Origin of the sequence: Kitasatospora sp. NPDC089913 (assembly GCF_044748625.1) — a bacterium.
Lineage (GTDB): Bacteria > Actinomycetota > Actinomycetes > Streptomycetales > Streptomycetaceae > Kitasatospora.
On the sequence record NZ_JBIVGI010000024.1, the window covers coordinates 4,457 to 23,275 of the forward strand.

Below are 18,819 nucleotides of genomic sequence, written 5' to 3' on the forward strand. Positions count from 1 at the left end.
ACCCGCGCCCCCCGCGCCCCGCGGGGGGGGGGGGGGGGGGGGGGGGGGGGGGGGGGGGGGGGGGGGGGGGCCGGCCCCCCCCCGGGGGGGGGGCCCCGCCCCCCCCCCGGCCCCCCCCCCGCGGCGGCTTCCCTCCGACCCGGAGGTCAGGACAGTCCGCTGCTCTTCAGCCACTCCTTGGCCACCGCCGACGGGTCCTCCTTGTCCACCGCGACCTTCTTCATCAGCGCCAGCAGCCCCGCCGTGTCCAGCTTGGCCGACACCGCGTTGAGCGCACCGGTCGCCGTCGCGTCCACCTTGGCCTTGTTGACCAGCGGCGTGACGTTCTGGGCGCCGAACAGGTTCTTCGGGTCGCTGAGCGGCACGAGCTTCAGCTGGGTGATCTTCGGATCGGTGGAGAAGACGTTGCCGACCTGGATCGAGCCGTCCTTGACGGCGTTGGCCGTGGTCTCGCCGGTCGACTTCCACTCCTTGAAGGTCAGACCGTAGACGTCCTTCAGCGGCTGCTCCTGCCGCGACTTGAACTCCGGCGGGCCGCCGATGGTGAACTCGCCCGCCTTGGCGGCCAGGTCCGCGATGCTCTTGAGCCCGAGCTTGTCGGCGCTCTCCTGGCTGACGCTCAGGGTGTCCTTGTCCTCGGCGGGCGAGGACTCCAGGATCCCCAGCGAGGCGGGCAGCGTCTTCGTCAGCTCGGCATTGACCGCCGCCGCGGTCGGGTCGGCCGACTTGCCGCCCAGGTAGGCGAGCAGCGCGCCGTTGTACTCGGGCAGGACGGAGAGGCTGCCGCTCTGCAGCTGCCCGTAGAGCACCTCGCGGCTGCCGATGTTGAACTTCTCCTCGACCTTGACCCCCTTGGCCCGGAGCGCCTGGGCGTAGATCGAGCCGAGCAGCACGTTCTCGGGGAAGTTCGCGGAACCGACCACGACCGTCCCCCCTGGGGCGGCGGCCGCGGAAGTACCGGTCCCGGCGGCCGCCGAGGTCGACGCGCCGCCGCCCAGCGGGTCGCCGCCGGAGGAGGAGCAGGCGGTCGCGGCGAGGGCGAGCGCGGCCAGGGCCGCCACGGAGGCGGTCCGGCGCACCGCCGCCGCTCCGGTCGGCCTCGGGGTCGCGGAGCCGCTCAGCGGAGTGAATGTCGACATGGTGACAGATGTCCTCTCGGGGTGGTCAACTCGGGCAGGGCGAACGGAGTGTCCCGGGTCCGGACCACAGGCGACACCCGAAGCGGGGCCGCAGGCGGAACCGGAGCCGGAAGCAGCGGAAAGGGAAGGCGAAGAACGGGCGGGCCGGGAGCCGGGCCCCGGCAGCCGGTGGCCGGGACGCCGGCCCGCGCGGTCACGACGACCGGCGGTCCGCGGCCCGCTGCTGCGCCCGCAGCCCGGGCGGGAGCGCGTACCGGGCCAGCAGGGCGAAGAACGCCTGGGCCGCGACCGCCAGCAGGACGACCAGCAGCGCGCCGCCGACCGTCGCCGCGTAGTCCCGGGTGGCCAACCCGTCGACGACGTACCGGCCGAGGCCGCCGAGCCCGACGTACGCGGCCACCGTCGCGGTCGCGATGACCTGCACCGTCGCGGTCCGGAAGCCGGCCAGCAGGGTCGGCAGCGCCGACGGCAGGCAGACCTGCCACAGCACCTGCGGATGCGTCAGCCCGACCCCGCGGGCCGCGTCCCGCACGTCCGGGTCGGTGCCCCGGACCCCCTCGACGGCGGCGACCAGCAGCGGCGGCGCCGCCAGCGCCACCAACGGCACCAGGACGGCGGTGTCGCCGACCCCCGCGAGCAGGACCGCCAGCGTCACCAGCCCGAGCGTCGGCAGTGCGCGGGCCGCGCCGGCCATCGCGGTCACCACGGTGACGCCGCGCCCGGTGTAGCCGATCAGCAGCCCGAGCGGGACGGCCAGCAGCGCGGCGCAGAGCAGGGCCTCACCGGAGAGCAGCAGGTGCTCGGCGATCCGGTGGGCGATCGCGTTCGAACCGCTGCGGCGGTCCGGGGCGGAGAAGAAGTCCCCTAGCCAGGTCAACCAGTTCACTGCCCCGCTCCCTTCTCCCGGACGGCCCAGGGTGCGAGCACCCGGCGGGCGCCGACCAGCAGCAGGTCCACGGCCAGGGCGAGCACCGCGATCAGGACGATCCCGGCCACGATCGGGGTCGGGAAGGTGCGCTGGAAGCCGTCGACGAACAGATAGCCGAGGCCGCCCCGGCCGACCAGCGCGCCGACCGAGGCCAGCGAGATGCTGGAGACGGCCGCCACCCGCAGACCGGCCACCAGGTAGGGGACGGCGGCGGGCAGTTCGACGGCGGCCAGCCGGTGCCACGGTCCGTACCCCATCGCGGTCGCGGCCTGCCGCACCGGGTCGGGGACGGCGCGCAGCCCGTCCACGGTGGTCGGCAGCAGCACGGCGACCGCGTAGAAGGTCAGCGGGATCATCACGGTGGCCTGGGTGGCCAGCCCGGTGTAGGGGATGAGCACCACGAAGACGGCCAGCGAGGGCAGGGCGTAGACGATGTTGAAGACGGCGGCGAGCGGCTGGTAGAGGCGCGGGAACCGGGTGCAGGCCAGGCCGAGCGGGACCGCCAGCAGCAGGCCGATCAGGACCGGGACGAGGGCGATGACGGCGTGGTCGGCGAGCAGGTCGCCGAGGTAGCCGAGATGGTCGCCGATCCAGTACCAGCGGACGAGCGGTTCATCGTCCACCGCCGACTCCGTCCGTCTCGGCCTGGGCCTGGGCCGTCTCCGCCCGGGCCGTTTCGGCTTGGGCAGTTTCGGCCTGCGGCCCGCCGGTCCCGGCCCGGGCGCTCCCGGCCGTCGTCGCGGGCGGCCGGGTCGCGAGCGCGGCCAGGACCGCCTCGCGGTCGGCCGTGCCGATCGCGCGGCCGTCGGGGTCCAGGGCGACGGCGATCCCGGTGGGGGACAGCACCGCCGCGTCCAGGGCGGCACGCAGGGTGTCGGCGTCCGGCCGGAACCCGGGCGCCGGCTCCAGGGCCGCGCCCGCCGCGTCCCGGTCGATCCAGCCGATCGGCCGCCGCCCGTCGTCCAGCATCAGTTCCCAGCCGCCGAACCGGACCCCGTGCGGAGACCGTCCGGCGGTCTGGTCGCCCGGACCGCCGGGTATCGGCCGGACGGCCACCGAGGCGGCCGGTCGCAGCCCGAGCCCGCGCAGACCCCGGTCACGGCCGAGGAAGGCGGCGACGTCCAGGTCCGCGGGCGCCGTGAGCAGCGTGTGCGGATCGGCGAGCTGGGCGATCCGGCCGCGCTCGCGCAGCACCACCACCTGGTCGCCGAGCCGAACCGCCTCCTCGATGTCGTGGGTGACGAACAGCACCGTCTTGTGCAGCTCGGACTGGAGGCGGAGCAGCTCCTCCTGCAGCCCGGCGCGGACCACCGGGTCGACGGCGCTGAACGGCTCGTCCATCAGCAGCACCGGCGGGTCCGCGGCCAGCGCGCGCGCCACACCCACGCGCTGCTGCTGGCCGCCGGAGAGCTGGAACGGGTACCGCTTGGCGGTCTCCGGGGCCAGCCCCACCAGGTCGAGCAGTTCGGCCGCCCGGGCGCGGGCCTTCTTCCGGTCCCAGCCGAGCAGATAGGGAACGGTCGCGATGTTGTCGATCACCCGCCGGTGCGGGAACAGCCCGGCCTGCTGGATCACGTAGCCGATGCCGCGCCGCAGCTTGGCCGGGTCCAGTGCCGCCACGTCGGTGCCGTCCAGCAGGACCCGTCCCGAGGTCGGTTCGACCATGCGGTTGACCATCCGCAGCAGGGTGGTCTTCCCGCAGCCGGACGGGCCGACCAGCACGGTCGTCCGACCGGTGGGGACGTCGAGGTCGAGGCCCTCGACGGCGACCGTGCCGTCGGGGTGGCGCTTGCCCGCGCCGTCGAATCTGATCACGGGGGGTTTCCTCGTCTCGGCGGCTCCCGGTGGCGGCGCCGATGGTGGTTTCTGTCGCTGTGCCGGTCCGTCGGCCTGTCGCTGTGCTGTGCCTGTCGGTCGCGCGATTGCCCGCCTTCGGACCGGCGGAAACTCTGATCAGCCTATGACCTGGTGAACCCGGTGTCCCTGATTTACCGGGCGTGGTCGGATTCACCAGGGGCGGCCGACGCGCGTGCGGGCAGTGCGGGGCGCGTGCCCCGAGGCGGAACCTCAGCCTTCCTGACGGGTCGGCAGTCCGGCCGCCGCCCAGGCGACGAAGCCGCCGTCCAGGTCGGTCGCCCGGTGCAGACCTAGCTCGCGCAACGAGGCGGCGGCCAGACTCGACGCGTACCCCTCCGAGCACACCACGACCACCTCCAGGTCGTAGCCGGTGGCCTCCGGGATCCGGTGACTGCCCGTCGGGTCGAGCCGCCACTCCAGCACATTGCGTTCGATGATCAGCGTGTCGGGGATCTCCCCCTCGGCCGCGCGCTGGGCCGCCGGGCGGATGTCCACCAGCAGCGCGCCGGCGCGCTGCGCCCGCAGCGCCTCGTCCGGGCCGGGGCGGTGCACCCCTTCCCTCGCGCGGGCCACCAGGTCGTCGATCGTGGTCACCACTGGTCGGGTCCTTCCTCGGAGGTGCGGACCAGGCCACCGGCCCGCAGTTCGTAGTGCGCCATGGAGTTGAGCGGCGGGGAGTAGGCGTGCAGCGTCACGGCCGGGCCTGACGCGGTGTTGCGGACGTCGTGCACGTACTCGGGGCCGAAGGCCCGGGTGGTGCCGGAGCCGATCCGCCGGATCAGCAGCCCCTGCTCGGGACCGCCCAGCGACAGCTCCTCCAGCTCGCCCAGCGCGACGGTGAACGCCCCGCGGGAGCCGCCGTGGTCGTGGAAGCCCGTGGACTGGCCGGGCAGCCAGCTGATCAGCCAGACCTCGTGCTGCTCGTCGGCGGCAAGCCGCCGGTACCAGCGTTCCTCGGTGGAGAGGCGGACGTGGTGGATCCACTGCTCCGGCTGCTCGGCCAGTTCGCGGACGATCTCCCGCAGCGCGTTCGGGGTGAGCGGCGCGGCGCCCTCCCCGGAGGGTGCGGGCGTGGGAGCTGGAGCCGTCGTGGGTGCGGGTGCGGGTGCGGGTGCAGGAGTTGCTGCGGGCGCCGGCGTCGGAACCGGCGGGATCGTGACGGCGGCGGGCTTGTCGAGTGCGAGGTCCAGGTTCATGTGGGTGTCCTCGGAACGGGCGGGCGGTGGTCGTGGAGCGGTTCGCCGTGCTGCCCGCGCGCCGCCGTGGGACATGGAGCGGCGGGGGCGGACGGGGCGGACTGCTGCGTCGCCGTGCGGTGCCGCACCGGTCGGACCGGCGGTGCGGCACGGACGTGCCGGGCGGCGTGGCGTCAGGAGAGCGGGTGCGCGGCGCGGGCCCTGGCGAAGGTCACAGGGTGGAACCGGCGGGAAGGAACAGGGTCAACAGGCACAGATGGAACTCGCCTGGCGTCGGAGGTCGACGTGCAGGCGGCAGACCAGAGTGGTGCCGGTGTCCATGCGCCGGATCCTTCCCGACGGGACGGGCGCGAGTCAAGCGAGCGCGGTCACGGCTGCCCGTCGCGCCCCTGGTCGGACCCGGTCGGAGCCCGTTCGGCCGCGGGCGGCGCTCCGGGGGCCGGGACGGTTCCGCTCCGGTCCCGACCCCGGCCCGGCCGTTCGGCCCCGCCGTCCTTTGCCGCGCCCCCGCCCCCGCCCCCGCCCCCGCCCCCGCCCCCGCTGGCCCCTGTTCCCCGTTCCGCTGCCGTCCCCCCTGCCGTTCCCGCCACCGCCCCGGCCAGCGCCGCTTCGACGACCGGGCCCGCCTGCTCGCCCAGGTACCGGCCGAGGGTCTGGTAGGCGTCGAACTGCCGGTGGTCGAACCACTGGTCGCCGGCGCCGTCGTACGGGAAGCCCGGATCACCCATCGCGTAGGCGTGCAGCTCGTACGGCATGTCGGGGGTCAGGACGGCCTGCGCGACGATCAGCGTGCCGTGCCGGGTCGATCCGCCGCCGTCGGAGCCCCCGAACTCCAGCGGCCACGGGTACACGATGTCGCCGACCACGACCGCCCGGGCGGCCAGCCGCTCGGCCAGCCGCGCCGCCAGACCGCGCAACGGTGCCCGCCCGCCCCCGCTCCCGCCGCTCCCGCCGTGCTCGCCGCTCCCGCCGTGCTCGCGCCCGCCGCCCCCGGCGCTGCCCGGGACCAGCAGGTCCGGTTCCCGGAGGGTGATGGCGATGCCCAGCTCCTCCCTGGCGAGGGTGATCGCCGCCGCCAGCGACCCCGCGAAGGCGGAGTCGCCGCTCGCGTCGACGCACACCGCCGTCCGCACACCGTGCCGCAGCAACTCGACCAGGCCGAGGTTCTCGTAGTGCCCGCCGTCGGTGGTGAGCAGGAACCGCGCGTCCATCGGGTACCGCCCGAACGCCTCCCGCAGCTGGTACGACAGCCGGCGCACGGTGGGCTGCGGGGCGTACCGCCAGTCCCGGTCGGCGGCCCAGAGCGGGGCGAGGGCGGCCGGGTTGGGCAGCCAGGTGCCCAGCCTGGCATTGGTGATCGCGAACAGCCCCTGGTAGGCCCGGGACCGACGGCCCATCGCGGAGGAGAACGCGGCGCCGGAGACGGCCATCGCGGACTGCACCGTGAGGTCCCGGGCGATGTGCCGCCGGGTGCGCCGCTCCAGCAGGTCGGTGCGCGCGTACCCGACGTCCGGGCCGCCCACGTAGTCGGAGGAGAAGGTGAACGACACCGCCCGCCGGCCGGGCGGCGTCCGCGCGCTGCCGGACAGGTTGGCCGCCGCCGCGAAGATCACCTGGGGGAAGTCCGGACGACGGGCGCCGTAGTGGCTGAGCCGGGTCTGCTCGCGGAAGAAGTGGTACGGCCGGGCCAGCACCTCGCCGCCCCGCTCGGCCTCCTCCGCCCCGCCCGCCTCGCCGCCCGCCCCACCGCGTGCCTCCCCGGGTGCCCCGGCGAGAGCCTCCCCGCCCGCCTCGCCGCCCTCGACCGCCCGCCGGACGGCGAAGGCCGAGGCGAGCCGGTGCCGGTAGAAGGGGTGCAGGCCCATCCACGTCTGGTCGAGGTTGAGCCCGACCGTGCCCAGGACCAGCGGCAGCAGCACCTGCACGGCGGTCGGCCAGGTGTGTCCGGTGGCCACCGCCCAGCCGAAGGCGAGCAGTGCGCCGACGGTGAGCGCGGTCAGGGCCGACCAGAGCACGAGGTACTCGGCGATCCGGACGGTGAGACCACGGCGACGGGCTCCGCGCAGGACACCGCCGAGCACCGCCGCGCCCTGCTCGATGGCGTGGCGGCCGTGCCAGAGGATGCCCAGCAGCAACGCCAGATAGCTGAGCAGCACGGTGGCGCTGAGGCCGGCGCCGGCCTGCCGGGCGCCGACCGCGAGCGCCCGCCGCAGCGCCACCGCTCCCCAGGCCAGACCGGGGACGGCCAGCACACCCAGCGCGAGCAGTACGGCCAGCGCCAGCGCGCCGTGCGAGAACCGGCGCAGCAGGCGCGGCAGCGGCGTGTTCCAGCCGAGCCAGGAGAACGCGAGCAGCCACAGCAGCCACCCGGTGGCGGCGGCCGAGAGCAGCCCGGCGAGGGTGAGCAGGACGGGCACCCGGACGGTCGGCGAGCCGCCCGCCGTGCCGAGCGCGTCCAGGTCGGCGAGCGGCACGAGGTGGTAGAACCGGCTCAGGCCGAGGCCGAGCACCAGGACGGCGGCGAGCAGCAGCGCGAGCGCCGCGACCAGGCCCCGCAGCAGGGTGCCGAGCGCTACCAGCCACTCGCCCGCGCCGTCCGCGAGGTACTTGGAGTGGCGGCGGAGGTGGTCCTCCTCGGGTGATCCGGGTTCGAGCACGGTGTCGGCGGTCAGGCCGGAGCGCACGCGGACCGGGCTGTCGGGTGCGGAGTCGCTCAGCGCCAACTGCATCGCGCCGACCGTGTACCCGCCCCCGGACACCGCCACCAGGTAGCGGGCCCGCTTCAGCCAGGGGCGCAGCGCCTGGAGCGCGCCGAGGGTGACGCAGGCCGAGCGGATGCCGCCGCCGGAGACGCAGAACCCGAGCCGGGCGTGCTCGCGGCCGGGCGGGACCCTGGCGGCGTTGTGCCAGCGGGCCTGCCGGGTGAGCGGCCCGTGGCTCCGCGGCCCGGGCGGCCAGCGCCCGCCCCGCGCGGTCAGCACCGGCCACGGCGGGATCAGCGGCGGCCCGGCGGCGGTGGGCGGATCCGGCCCCGCGGCCGCCCCGGCACCGCCCCGTCCGTGCGCGCCGCGGGCGTCGGCCTCCCGCCCCCGCCGTCCGTGCGCCTCCCCGTCACCCGCCCCGTCCCCGTCCTCGTGCCCGTCCTCGTGCCCGTCCTCGTCCGGCTGCGGCAGCAGCCCGCGCACCGCCCGGTGCACGGTGGCGCCGCACACCACGGCCGCGACCGCCCCCGAGGGGAGCAGCAGCAGCCATTTGACCGTGGCGAACGCGGCCGCCGCGGCGAACGGCGCGTCCCCACCCGTCGGTCCGGGACCGGCCGCGCCCAGTCCGGCGTCCAGCAGGACGTCCTCGGCCAGGTCGCAGGCGCCGGCCAGCACGCCCGCCAGACCCGCGGCCAGCGCCGCCGACCGCCAGTGCGCCCGGGTGAACACATGGGCCCCGAGCAGCCCGGCCGCCGCAAGGGTGACCGTGTAGCCGCCGATCAGCCAGAGGTCGGCGTCCAGCGCGGCGCGGAACTCCGGGGCCCGCCCGGCGATCACGGCCTCGGCGGCGGACCGGGAGCCGGCGAGTTGCAGCCGGACGTCCCTGGCGCCCTGGTCGGCGGCCGTCCGCCGCGCGTACAGCAGCCAGCCGAGCACGGCGGGCACCGGCACCGCGAGCCCGAGCAGTACCCCGCCCCGGGCGGGCAGCCCGCGCCCGGAGGACACCCACTTCCCGGAAGCCCCGCTCCCGGAAGCCCCGCTCACCCCTGCGGACACCCCGCCCGCCGCCCTGCCCTCGGCCGTCACACCGACCCACCCCTCTCCAGCACCGCACCACCACCCGACCCCGGGGACGCACCCCGCGCCCCGCGAACGCCCCGGTCTCGTCCGGTCCGTGGCCCGTCCGTGCTCCGTCCGTGTCCCGTCCGGATCGCGTCCGGTCCTGCGGACCCGCGACCGGTGGGGGCGTCACCACCTTCCTGCCCCGTCCCGCCCCGCTCCGATCATGGATTCACCCGAATGAGTAAGGAGTGCGCTCCCGGGGTAGATGACCGTTTCATCCCACCTACGAGACCCCGCGTGTCCGCCCGGCAGGATCGCCCCGGCCGCGTCGCGTCGGACGTATTGTCAGGCGACCGGAGCCGGGCCTACGGTCGACGCACCTACTTTCTACGCACGTAGACATCCACCGCAGGCAGCACCGCCCGCCGACCCTCGGACCGCGGGCCCGCCCCCGGACGGGCCGCGGAGTTGCGGAGGTACCCATGTCGCAGATCGTCCGTGCCGCCCTCGTCCAGACCCGCTGGACCGGCGACCAGGAGAGCATGATCGCCCTCCACGAGCGCCACGCCCGCGAGGCGGCCGCCCAGGGCGCGAAGATCCTCGGCTTCCAGGAGGTCTTCAACGCCCCGTACTTCTGCCAGGTGCAGGAACCCGAGCACTACCGCTGGGCCGAGTCCGTCCCGGACGGCCCCACCGTGCGGCGGATGCGCGAACTCGCCCGCGAGCTCGGCCTGGTGCTGGTCGTCCCCGTCTACGAGGAGGACCAGCCCGGGGTCTACTACAACACCGCCGCCGTGATCGACGCCGACGGCAGCTACCTCGGCAAGTACCGCAAGCACCACATCCCGCAGGTCAAGGGCTTCTGGGAGAAGTACTACTTCAAGCCCGGCAACCTCGGCTGGCCGGTGTTCGACACCGCTGTCGGCAAGGTCGGCGTGTACATCTGCTACGACCGGCACTTCCCCGAGGGCTGGCGCGCCCTGGGCCTGGGCGGCGCGCAGATCGTCTACAACCCCTCGGCAACCAGCCGCAGCCTCTCCGCCTACCTGTGGCAGCTCGAACAGCCGGCCGCCGCCGTCGCCAACGCCTACTACGTGGCCGCCATCAACCGCGTCGGCACCGAGGAGTACGGCGACAACGACTTCTACGGCACCTCCTACTTCGTCGACCCGCGCGGCCGGTTCGTCGGCGAGGTGGCCTCCGACAAGGAGGAGGAACTGGTCGTTCGCGACCTCGACCTCGACCTCATCGAGGAGGTCCGCCAGCAGTGGGCGTTCTACCGCGACCGCCGCCCGGAGGCGTACGGACCACTGACCGAGGCCTGACGGAGAGGGGCACGAGCACACCATGACCAGCACCCCCCGCAGCACCCCCGCCACCGGCACGGCCACCGCCCGGACCGGGCGCACCGCCGTCCGCGGCGGCCTCGTCGTCACCGCCACCGAGGAACTGCGCGCCGACGTCCTCATCGAGGGCGAACGGATCGCCGCCCTCGCCGCCACCGGCAGCGAGGCCGCCCTCTCCTGGACCGCGGACACCGTGATCGACGCCGACGGCCACTACGTCGTCCCCGGCGGCGTCGACGCCCACACCCACATGGAGCTGCCGTTCGGCGGCACCCAGGCCTCCGACACCTTCGAGACCGGCACCCGCGCCGCCGCCTGGGGCGGCACCACCACCATCGTCGACTTCGCCGTCCAGTCGGTCGGCGGCAGCCTGCGCGAGGGCCTGGACGCCTGGCACGCCAAGGCCGAGGGCAACTGCGCGATCGACTACGCCTTCCACACCATCGTCTCCGACGTCAACGACGCCGTCCTCAAGGAGATGGACACCCTCGTCGACTCCGGCGAGTCCACCTCCTTCAAGCTGTTCATGGCCTACCCGGGCGTCTTCTACAGCGACGACGGCCGCATCCTGCGTGCCATGCAACGCGGCGCCGCCAACGGCGGGTTGACCATGATGCACGCCGAGAACGGCATCGCCATCGACGTCCTCGTCGCCCAGGCCCTGGCCGCCGGCCGCACCGCGCCCCGCTTTCACGGCGAGGTCCGCCGCGAACTGCTGGAGGCCGAGGCCACCCACCGGGCGATCAAGCTCGCGCAGGTCGCCGGCAGCCCCCTGTACGTGGTCCACGTCTCCGCCGCCTCCGCGCTCGCCGAACTCGCCCGGGCCCGCGACGAAGGACTCCCCGTCTTCGGCGAGACCTGCCCGCAGTACCTCTTCCTCTCCACCGACAACCTCGCCGAGGAGGGCGAGGACGGCTTCGAGGGCGCCAAGTACGTGTGCAGCACGCCGCTGCGGCCCCGCGAGCACCAGGAGGCGCTCTGGCGCGGGCTGCGCACCAACGACCTCCAGGTGGTCTCCACCGACCACTGCCCGTTCTGCTACACGGGCCAGAAGGAACTCGGCCGCGGCGACTTCTCGAAGATCCCCAACGGCCTTCCCGGCGTGGAGAACCGGATGGACCTCCTGCACCAGGCCGTGGTCGACGGGCGGATCAGCCGCCGCCGCTGGATCGAGATCGCCTGCACCACCCCGGCCCGGATGTTCGGCCTGCACCCGCGCAAGGGCACCCTCGCCCCCGGGGCCGACGCCGACATCGTCGTCTACGACCCGAACGCCGTCCAGACCGTCTCCGCCGCGACCCACCACATGAACGTCGACTACTCGGCGTACGAGGGGCGCACCCTCACCGGCCGCGCCCGCACCGTGCTCTCGCGGGGCACCGTGGTGCTCGACCGGGGCACCTGGCTGGGCCGGGCCGGCCACGGCGCCTTCCTGCGCCGGGACACCTGCCAGTACCTCGACTGAGCCGCCGTCCGGCCGGCCGCCCCTCCCCGGCCGGCCGGTGCACCCCTCCCACCGGTTGTCCCTCCCGACCGAACCCCGACCAACTCCCGGAGCCCGCCTTGGACATCGGCCTCGTCCTGCAGACCGACCCGCCCGCCCGCCTGCTCATCGACCGCATGATCCGCGCCGAGCGGGCCGGCTTCAGCCACGGCTGGACCTTCGACTCCTGCGTCCTGTGGCAGGAACCCTTCGTCGTCTACAGCCGGATCCTCGCCGAGACCTCCACCCTCACCGTCGGCCCGATGGTCACCAACCCCTCCACCCGGACCTGGGAGGTCACCGCCTCCCTCTTCGCCACGCTCAACGACATGTTCGGCAACCGAACCGTCTGCGGCATCGGCCGCGGCGACTCCGCGATGCGGGTCGCCGGCCGCAAGCCCGCCACCCTCGACCGGCTCTCCCGGGCCATGCACGCGGTCAAGGAACTGGCCGAGGGGCGGACCGCCGAGGTCGACGGCACCGAGATGCACCTGCCCTGGGTCGGCGAGGGCGCGCGCCTGCCGATCTGGATGGGCGCCTACGGCCCCAAGGCCCTCGACCTGACGGGCCGGCAGGCGGACGGCTTCATCCTCCAACTCGCCGACCCGTTCCTCACCGAGTACATGGTCAAGGCCGTCCGGCGGTCCGCCGCCGAGGCAGGCCGCGACCCCGACGCGCTCACCGTCTGCGTCGCCGCGCCCGCCTACGTGACCGCCGACGACTCCCCGGCCGCACTCGCCCACGCCCGCGAACAGTGCCGCTGGTTCGGCGGCATGGTCGGCAACCACGTCGCCGAACTCGTCCGGCACTACGGCGAGCACTCCGGCCTCGTCCCGGAGGAACTCACCGCCTACATCAAGGAGCGGCAGGGCTACGACTACAGCCACCACGGCCGCGCCGGAAACCCCGACACCGCCTTCGTCCCGGACGCGATCGTCGACCGCTTCTGCGTCATCGGCCCGGTCGGGACCCACCTCGCCCGCCTCGAACAGCTCCGCGCCCTGGGCGTCGACCAGTTCGCCGTCTACGCCATGCACGACGCCGTCGAATCCACCATCGACGCCTACGGCACGGACATCATCCCCGCGCTGGGCGCCTGACCGTTCCCGGAGCGGGGCCGGACCCGGACCGGACCGGGGCCGGACCGGGAACGGGACTCCTCCGACCCTCCGCCGGCTCAACGGCTCCCGAACCGGGGGCGTCCGGCGGCCTTGCTCCAGCCGCTCGCGGCTCCGTCCGCCGGCAGCCCGCCCCGGGGCGACGGCACCGAGCGGTCCGCCGGGCGGTGGACCGGCGTCAGCCCCTCGTGGTCCACCGGGGCGCGCGTCCTCTTCGTTGCCGGAGTTCGGGCGAGGGCGGGTGGATCTCAGGCCAGAGTGCCGGCGACCAGCCGGGCTGCTTCGGCGACCAGTGGCTCGTCGGCCGGGGCGGCGGCGATGTGCTGGGTCGACAGGACCGTCAGCACGATCGGGCCTCCGGTCGGGGGCCGGGTGACGCCGGCGTCGTTGGTGGTGCCGTAGTTGCCGGTTCCGGTCTTCTCGGCGGTGGTCCAGGTGCTCGGCAGGCCCGCGCGCAGGCGGTCGGTGCCGGTGGTGTTGGTCAGGAGCCAGGTGGTCAGACGCCGCCGGTGGGCCGGGGTGAGAGCGCTGCCGAGGGTGAGGCGGGCGTAGGTGCGGGTGAGGGCGCGGGGGCTGGAGGTGTCGGTGATCCGATCCGGTTCGGCGGAGTTCAGCGCGGGTTCCCAGCGGTCGAGGCGGGTGACCCGGTCGCCGACGGAGCGGCAGAAGCGGGTGACGGCCTCGGGGCCGCCGAGTTCGCGGAGGAGGAGGTTGGCGGCGGCGTTGTCGCTGTACCGGATCGCCGCCGCGCACAGTTCCTCGATCGTCAGACCGCCTTCGAGGTTCTCGGGCAGACCGGTGATCGGTGCGTAGCCGGATTCCGTGACGTCCGTCGTGGTCCAGTGCCGTCGTTCGGCGAGGAAGGTGCCGTCGCGGTCGAGGTCCCTCAGTACGGCGGCCACGGCGATCGTCTTGAACGTGGAGCACATGGGGAAGAGTTCGTCCGCGCGGTGGGCCACGGTCCGCCCCGTGGCGAGGTTGTGGGCGAAGACGCCCAGCCGTGCGGCATGCGACTGCTCGAGCGCGCGCAGCCGATCGGTGACTTCATCTCCGTGCAGGCGTGTTCCTCCGGCGAACGCCCGCCCTCCGCCGGAGAGGGCGGTGACTGTCACAGCCGCCGCGACTCCGCCGAGCACCTGTCGTCGATCCGGGCGGTACCCCATGCCGTCTCCTTCTGCCGCTGTGCCTGCGAGGGCTCTTCGTGTACGAGAAGCCTTCGCCGACCGTATCGCTGAATGCGCGTTCGAGTCAGGAGGACAGGCGATCGACGGCGGCGAGGACTGCGGCCGGCCCGTCCTCGGTGGCCAGGGCGGTGGCGAGGGTGCGGGCGTGGGTGCGGTGGTGGGGGTTGTCGAGGGTCTGGCGGATGGCGGTGGCGAGGCGCGGAGCGGTGAGGTGGCGGAGGGGGATCGGGCCGGGGGAGGTGCCGAGGCGGGTGAGGCGGGCGGACCAGAAGGGGGCGTCGAGCTGGGCGGGGACGGGGACGGTGGGAGTTCCGGCGCGAAGGGTGGCGGCGGTGGTGCCGGCCCCGGCGTGGTGGACGGTGGCGGCCATGCGGGGGAACAGCCAGTCGTGCGGGGTGTCGCCGATGGTGAGGACGTCGTCGTTGTCGTCGGGTGCGGCGAGGCCGCTCCAGCCGGACTGGACGACGGCGCGGACGCGGGCGGCGCGGACGGCGGCGAGGACGGTGGCGGTGAGCCGTTCGGGGTCGGGGACGACGAGGCTGCCGAAGCCGACGAACACGGGCGGCGGTCCGGCGGCGAGGAAGTCCACCAGGCGGGGCGGGGGTTGCCAGTCGGGGTCGGTCCGGGGCCACCAGTAGCCGGTGACGCCGAGCGACGGGTGCCAGTCGGTGGGGCGGGGAACAACGCGTGGCGAGAAGCCGTGCAGCACGGTGCGGTTGCGTCGGCCGTGGGCCACCGAGCGGGGAGGGAGGCCGAGTTGGCGGCGCAGGCCGTGGACCGCGGGGGCGAAGAGCCGGTCGACGGCGGTCTGGACGGCGTGGCCGGCGAGCAGGTTGCCCGGTCCGCCGAGGCTGCGGGTGCCGGTGACGGCCGGGGCGAACTCGCGTGTGGGGGAGAGGGGTTGGAGGTGGAGGGCGATGTTGGGGATGCCGGCGGCCTCGGCGACGGCCTGGCCCAGGTCGGCGGTCGTGCTGGTGGTGAGGAGGAGGTCGGCGCCGGGTTCCGCCGCGGCGGCGATGCCCGCGCCGAGGGCGGGCATGAACGAGCGGGCGAGGCGCACCAGTCGGAGGAGGCCGAGCGGTCCGGATCCGGCTCGCAGGAGGCGCTGGCCCGAATCGGAGGCGAGTTCGGCGCGCGGGTCGACGGGCAGCGGGCGGAACTCCAGTCCGCCGGCGCGCACGGTGTCGGTGAAAGTGGTGTGGGTGGCGAGGGCCACCTGATGGCCGGCCGCCTCGAGGCGCACGCCGAGTCCGATGAAAGGGGCGATGTCGCCCCGTGAGCCGGCGGTGGCGATCAGGATGCGCATGGCCGCAGTATTCCGGGGCAGTCGGGTCCCGAGAAAGGACGCCACGCCAGCGGTGGACCGCGGGCGGCGGGGGCGCCGTGCCGGCGGTGGACCGTGGGCGCCGGACCTTCGCGTGCGGACCCGCCGGGCCCGGAACCGTCCGGCGGTGGAGCGGCGTCCCTGCAGGCAGTACGGCGTGCACGGGGCCGCCGTACGGACCGAAGGGTGGGAGGACGCATGAGCTTCGTCGCATGGATCGTGCTGGGCCTGGTGGCCGGGGCTCTGGCCAAGCTGTTGCTGCCGGGGCGGGACCCGGGGGGTCTGGTGGTGACCACCCTGATCGGGGTCGCGGGCTCCTTCGTCGGCGGATGGATCTCCGCGAAGTTCCTGGACCGGCCGGTGACGGCGCAGTTCTTCGACCTGGCGACCTGGGCGTCGGCGATCGGCGGTGCCCTGGTGCTGCTGATCCTCTACCGGCTGGTCTTCGGCAACTCCCGCGACTGACGCGGGGCGGGGAACGGGGGCGGAACAGCACGACGGGGCAGCACGTCGGAGCAGCACGACGGGGCAGAGCGTCGGAACAGCACGACGGGACAGCACGACGGACCGGCCGCGCGGGGGAGGCGCGGCCGGTCCGTCGTGTCCGGGGCAGGTGGGGTGGGGCGGGACGGAGGCTCAGCCCCTGGTGGCCAGGCCGCCGAGGACGAGCCGCCAGAGCGCCTCGAACCGCGCGTCGGCGGCCGGGTCGGACCAGCTCGCCGCATGGGCGGGGTCGTGGAAGTGAGCGGTCGCCTCGAACACGGCTCGGGCGGTCGAGTCGATGTCGGCGGCGTTGAACTCCGCGCTCTCCGCGCCGTCCCGGACCATCCGGGCGATCTGGGCGATCAGTGTCCCGATGTGGCTCTCGACGGTGTGGCTGTTCTCGCCGACCAGCGTCATGTAGGTCGCGAACAGTTGCGGGTCGTCGAAGGCCTTCCGCCGCTTGGCGGCGAAGAGCGTGGCCAGCCAGCGGTGCAGGCGCTCGGCGGCCGGCCCGGTGCCGGTGGCGATGAGGCTCAGCTCGTCATGGGCCTGGGCGAGCCAGCGCTCGGTGACGGCCTCGCGCAGCGCCGCCTTGCTCGGGAAGAACCGGTAGACGCTGCCGTGGCTGACACCGAGCGTACGGGCGACGTCGACGACGGTGGCCTTCGCCGGCCCGAACCGCCTGAGGACGTCCTCCGTCGCGCTCAGGATCTGCTCGGCGGTGAGTGCGCTGTCCGTGCTCACGGGGCGGTACGTCCTTACGGGTGAGGCGTCCGCCCGCCGGGGTGCGGCGGGCGGACGGTCGGCCGGTGGCCGGGCGGGGCGATCGGTGGCCGGTCGGTCGGGGCGGGGCCGCCGGTCGGTCGGCCGGCGGTTGCTACGGGTGCTGACGGCCCTGCCCGGAGCGGGCTGCCGACGCGGCCGGGACCGCGCCTCAGTGCTCGCTGTCGAGATGGGCCATCTGGGCGGCAGCGTACCTGTCACCGGCCGCGGACCCGGCGGGGACCGCTGCCTCGATCGCCGCGAGGTCGGCCTCGGTGAGGGTCACGTCCAGGGCTCCGAGGGCCTCGGTGAGACGGTCGCGGCGGCGGGCGCCGACCAGCGGGACGACGTCCTCGCCGCGCGAGGCGACCCAGGCGATCGCGATCTGCGCGACGGTGGCGTTGCGTTCGGCGGCGACCGCGCGCAGGGCGTCGACGAGCCGGAGGTTGTGGGTGAGGTTGTCGCCCTGGAAGCGGGGGCTGTGGCCGCGGAAGTCGGTGCCGGCCAGTTCCCGGTCGTTCTGCCAGTGGCCGCTGAGCAGGCCGCGCGAGAGCACCCCGTAGGCGGTCACGCCGATGCCGAGCTCGCGCGCGGCGGGCAGGATCCCGGCCTCGACGGAGCGGGAGATGAGCGAGTACTCGATCTGGAGGTCACTGATCGGGTGGACGGCGGCGGCACGGCGCAGGGTGTCGGCACTGACCTCGGAGAGGCCGATGTGGCGGACGTAGCCGGCCTGGACCAGCTCGGCGATCGCGCCGACGGTCTCCTCGACCGGCACGGCCGGGTCCAGCCGGGCCGGGCGGTAGATGTCGACGTGGTCGGTGCGCAGGCGGCGCAGGGTGTAGGCGAGGGCGGTCTTGACCGCCGCAGGGCGGGCGTCGTAGCCGAGCCACTGGCCGTCCGGGCTGCGCTGGGCGCCGAACTTCACGCTGATCCGGACGTTCTCGCGGTCGCGGCCGCGCAGCGCCTCGTGGATCAGCAGCTCGTTGTGACCCATGCCGTAGAAGTCGCCGGTGTCGAGCAGGGTGATGCCGGCGTCGAGGGCGGCGTGGACGGTCGCGATGCTCTCGGCCTCGTCGGCGGGGCCGTAGAGGTCTGACATGCCCATGCAGCCGAGGCCGAGGGGGGAGACCGTCGGTCCGGTGGTGCCGAGCGTGCGCGGGGCGAGGGGGCGGGGGTTCTGGGTGGTGGACATGGCTCAACGATGACACAGCTACTGACAGATTTCAAAATCTGTCATCTGAAATCTGTCATGTGTCATTTGTCGATCGTGGTGATCCGGGGTCGGCGGCCCGGCGGTCCGGCGGCCTGGCGGGTGTGGGGAGGTGGAGGGGCAGGTCAGGTGGAGGTGGAGGGGTCGGGGCCGATCGGGCCTCGGTTGCTGCGCACCGCTGGAGGGGATCAGTCGCCCTGCCCGCCGCACTCCCCGCTCCGGTCGCAGTAAGGCGGCTCCGTGGTCCGACCGCAGCCGCACAGCATCGCCCGCGACGTCTCCCGGACCTCCCCCGACGCGTCCGTCACCCGCAGCTCCCCCCGGACCAGCAGTCGCCCGTCGGCCGTCCGCCGCACCGTGGTCGGCCGGTCCGGGGCCTCCGTCCCGCCGCCCGCCAGCCGGTAGGCCAGCGCCCCCGTCGGGCAGCGGCGCACCACCTCGGCGATCACTCCCGGCTCGGCCGCGTCCGGCATGATCCACGGCCGCCGCGCCGTGTCGAACACCGTCGGCAGCCCGCGCACGCACTCGGCGGCATGACGGCACACCCGGGCGTCGAAGGACACCGTGATCCCGTCCCCCCGGTACGTCCGGGCGCCGCCGTGCCCACCCGCCGCCCTTCCGCCCCCGCTGCCGCCCGTGCCCTCGGCGTCTGCGCCCCCGGCGGCGGCCATCAGTCGCTCACCCGGCTGCGGTTCTCGTAGGCCAGGTCGACGTACTCGGGATGCCGGAGCATCCACCCCTTGATGAACGGGCACGTCGCCAGGACCGCAAGTCCCCGCGCCCGCGCGTCGTCCAGGGCCGCCCGTGCCAGCGCCCCGCCGACGCCCTGCCCCTCGTACACGGGCTCGACCACCGTGTGCGGGTACACCACCAGCCCGTCGCTGCGCAGGTACTCGGCGAACCCGGCCAGGGTGCCGTCCGACCACGCCTCGAACCGGCCGGCGCCATCGGCGTCACGGACCGTGACTGTCATGGCGGACTCCTCGCTGCTTGATGCGCTGCTCAACCCAATGTCCAGCCTG

General features: G+C 74.6%; 18 protein-coding genes. 4 read left to right on the forward strand and 14 right to left on the reverse strand.

The window, feature by feature from the left end; genetic code table 11:
- Nucleotides 1–146 precede the first annotated feature (146 nt).
- The 8 genes from ACIPYS_RS29485 to ACIPYS_RS29520 form a co-directional block, all read right to left on the reverse strand.
- Nucleotides 147–1,139, reverse strand: coding sequence for an ABC transporter substrate-binding protein (locus tag ACIPYS_RS29485; protein ID WP_400751698.1), 993 nt, complete (start codon nt 1,137–1,139; stop codon nt 147–149).
- A 193-nt stretch (nt 1,140–1,332) separates the two neighbouring features.
- The gene (locus ACIPYS_RS29490; RefSeq protein WP_197698742.1) at nt 1,333–2,025 is read right to left on the reverse strand and encodes an ABC transporter permease; all 693 of its coding nucleotides are present in this window, start codon (nt 2,023–2,025) and stop codon (nt 1,333–1,335) included.
- Nucleotides 2,022–2,690 (reverse strand): ABC transporter permease, encoded by a 669-nt coding sequence (locus tag ACIPYS_RS29495; protein ID WP_093859678.1) that lies wholly within the window; start codon nt 2,688–2,690, stop codon nt 2,022–2,024. Before ACIPYS_RS29495 ends, ACIPYS_RS29490 begins: the two co-directional genes overlap by 4 nt.
- On the reverse strand, nt 2,680–3,882 hold the full coding sequence (locus ACIPYS_RS29500) for an ABC transporter ATP-binding protein (protein WP_400751702.1): 1,203 nt from the start codon (nt 3,880–3,882) through the stop codon (nt 2,680–2,682). Before ACIPYS_RS29500 ends, ACIPYS_RS29495 begins: the two co-directional genes overlap by 11 nt.
- A 252-nt stretch (nt 3,883–4,134) precedes the next feature.
- The gene (locus tag ACIPYS_RS29505; RefSeq protein ID WP_093859676.1) at nt 4,135–4,521 is read right to left on the reverse strand and encodes a rhodanese-like domain-containing protein; all 387 of its coding nucleotides are present in this window, start codon (nt 4,519–4,521) and stop codon (nt 4,135–4,137) included.
- On the reverse strand, nt 4,515–5,120 hold the full coding sequence (locus ACIPYS_RS29510; protein ID WP_400751705.1) for a cysteine dioxygenase: 606 nt from the start codon (nt 5,118–5,120) through the stop codon (nt 4,515–4,517). The genes ACIPYS_RS29505 and ACIPYS_RS29510 overlap by 7 nt, the downstream gene beginning before the upstream one ends.
- A gap of 243 nt (nt 5,121–5,363) precedes the next feature.
- Entirely contained in the window at nt 5,364–5,441 is a 78-nt protein-coding gene (locus ACIPYS_RS29515) for a putative leader peptide (protein ID WP_106981192.1), read from the reverse strand.
- A gap of 47 nt (nt 5,442–5,488) precedes the next feature.
- Nucleotides 5,489–8,827: a hypothetical protein gene (locus ACIPYS_RS29520; RefSeq protein ID WP_400751708.1), complete on the reverse strand. Its 3,339-nt coding sequence runs from the start codon at nt 8,825–8,827 to the stop codon at nt 5,489–5,491.
- Between the two features lie 539 nt (nt 8,828–9,366).
- Here ACIPYS_RS29520 and ACIPYS_RS29525 point away from each other — a divergent pair.
- From ACIPYS_RS29525 to ACIPYS_RS29535, 3 genes are all read left to right on the forward strand, one after another.
- Nucleotides 9,367–10,209: a nitrilase-related carbon-nitrogen hydrolase gene (locus ACIPYS_RS29525; protein ID WP_093859673.1), complete on the forward strand. Its 843-nt coding sequence runs from the start codon at nt 9,367–9,369 to the stop codon at nt 10,207–10,209.
- Nucleotides 10,210–10,231: 22 nt separating this feature from the next.
- Nucleotides 10,232–11,695 carry a dihydropyrimidinase gene (gene hydA / locus ACIPYS_RS29530; protein WP_093859672.1) on the forward strand — a complete coding sequence of 488 codons (1,464 nt, stop codon included), beginning with the start codon at nt 10,232–10,234 and terminating at the stop codon, nt 11,693–11,695.
- Nucleotides 11,696–11,793: 98 nt separating this feature from the next.
- Nucleotides 11,794–12,813, forward strand: coding sequence for a TIGR03842 family LLM class F420-dependent oxidoreductase (locus tag ACIPYS_RS29535; protein ID WP_400751713.1), 1,020 nt, complete (start codon nt 11,794–11,796; stop codon nt 12,811–12,813).
- A gap of 266 nt (nt 12,814–13,079) precedes the next feature.
- On the opposite strand, the gene bla is transcribed toward ACIPYS_RS29535, so the two are convergent.
- Nucleotides 13,080–13,994 (reverse strand): class A beta-lactamase, encoded by a 915-nt coding sequence (bla, locus tag ACIPYS_RS29540; RefSeq protein ID WP_400751716.1) that lies wholly within the window; start codon nt 13,992–13,994, stop codon nt 13,080–13,082.
- 85 nt (nt 13,995–14,079) lie between these two features.
- A complete protein-coding gene (locus ACIPYS_RS29545; protein ID WP_093859669.1) occupies nt 14,080–15,321 on the reverse strand; it encodes a glycosyltransferase in 1,242 nt (413 codons plus the stop codon).
- Nucleotides 15,322–15,537: 216 nt separating this feature from the next.
- Here ACIPYS_RS29545 and ACIPYS_RS29550 point away from each other — a divergent pair, with 216 nt between their 5' ends.
- A complete protein-coding gene (locus ACIPYS_RS29550; protein WP_045938076.1) occupies nt 15,538–15,804 on the forward strand; it encodes a GlsB/YeaQ/YmgE family stress response membrane protein in 267 nt (88 codons plus the stop codon).
- Nucleotides 15,805–15,975: 171 nt separating this feature from the next.
- Here the strand turns inward: ACIPYS_RS29550 and ACIPYS_RS29555 are convergent, their stop codons facing one another.
- From ACIPYS_RS29555 to ACIPYS_RS29570, 4 genes are all read right to left on the reverse strand, one after another.
- Nucleotides 15,976–16,566: a TetR family transcriptional regulator gene (locus ACIPYS_RS29555; RefSeq protein WP_093859668.1), complete on the reverse strand. Its 591-nt coding sequence runs from the start codon at nt 16,564–16,566 to the stop codon at nt 15,976–15,978.
- Between the two features lie 190 nt (nt 16,567–16,756).
- Nucleotides 16,757–17,779 carry an aldo/keto reductase gene (locus ACIPYS_RS29560; RefSeq protein ID WP_400751721.1) on the reverse strand — a complete coding sequence of 341 codons (1,023 nt, stop codon included), beginning with the start codon at nt 17,777–17,779 and terminating at the stop codon, nt 16,757–16,759.
- Nucleotides 17,780–17,985: 206 nt separating this feature from the next.
- Nucleotides 17,986–18,468, reverse strand: coding sequence for a (4Fe-4S)-binding protein (locus ACIPYS_RS29565; protein ID WP_400751723.1), 483 nt, complete (start codon nt 18,466–18,468; stop codon nt 17,986–17,988).
- Nucleotides 18,468–18,770 (reverse strand): GNAT family N-acetyltransferase, encoded by a 303-nt coding sequence (locus ACIPYS_RS29570; RefSeq protein ID WP_400751726.1) that lies wholly within the window; start codon nt 18,768–18,770, stop codon nt 18,468–18,470. Before ACIPYS_RS29570 ends, ACIPYS_RS29565 begins: the two co-directional genes overlap by 1 nt.
- Between the last annotated feature and the right edge of the window lie 49 nt (nt 18,771–18,819).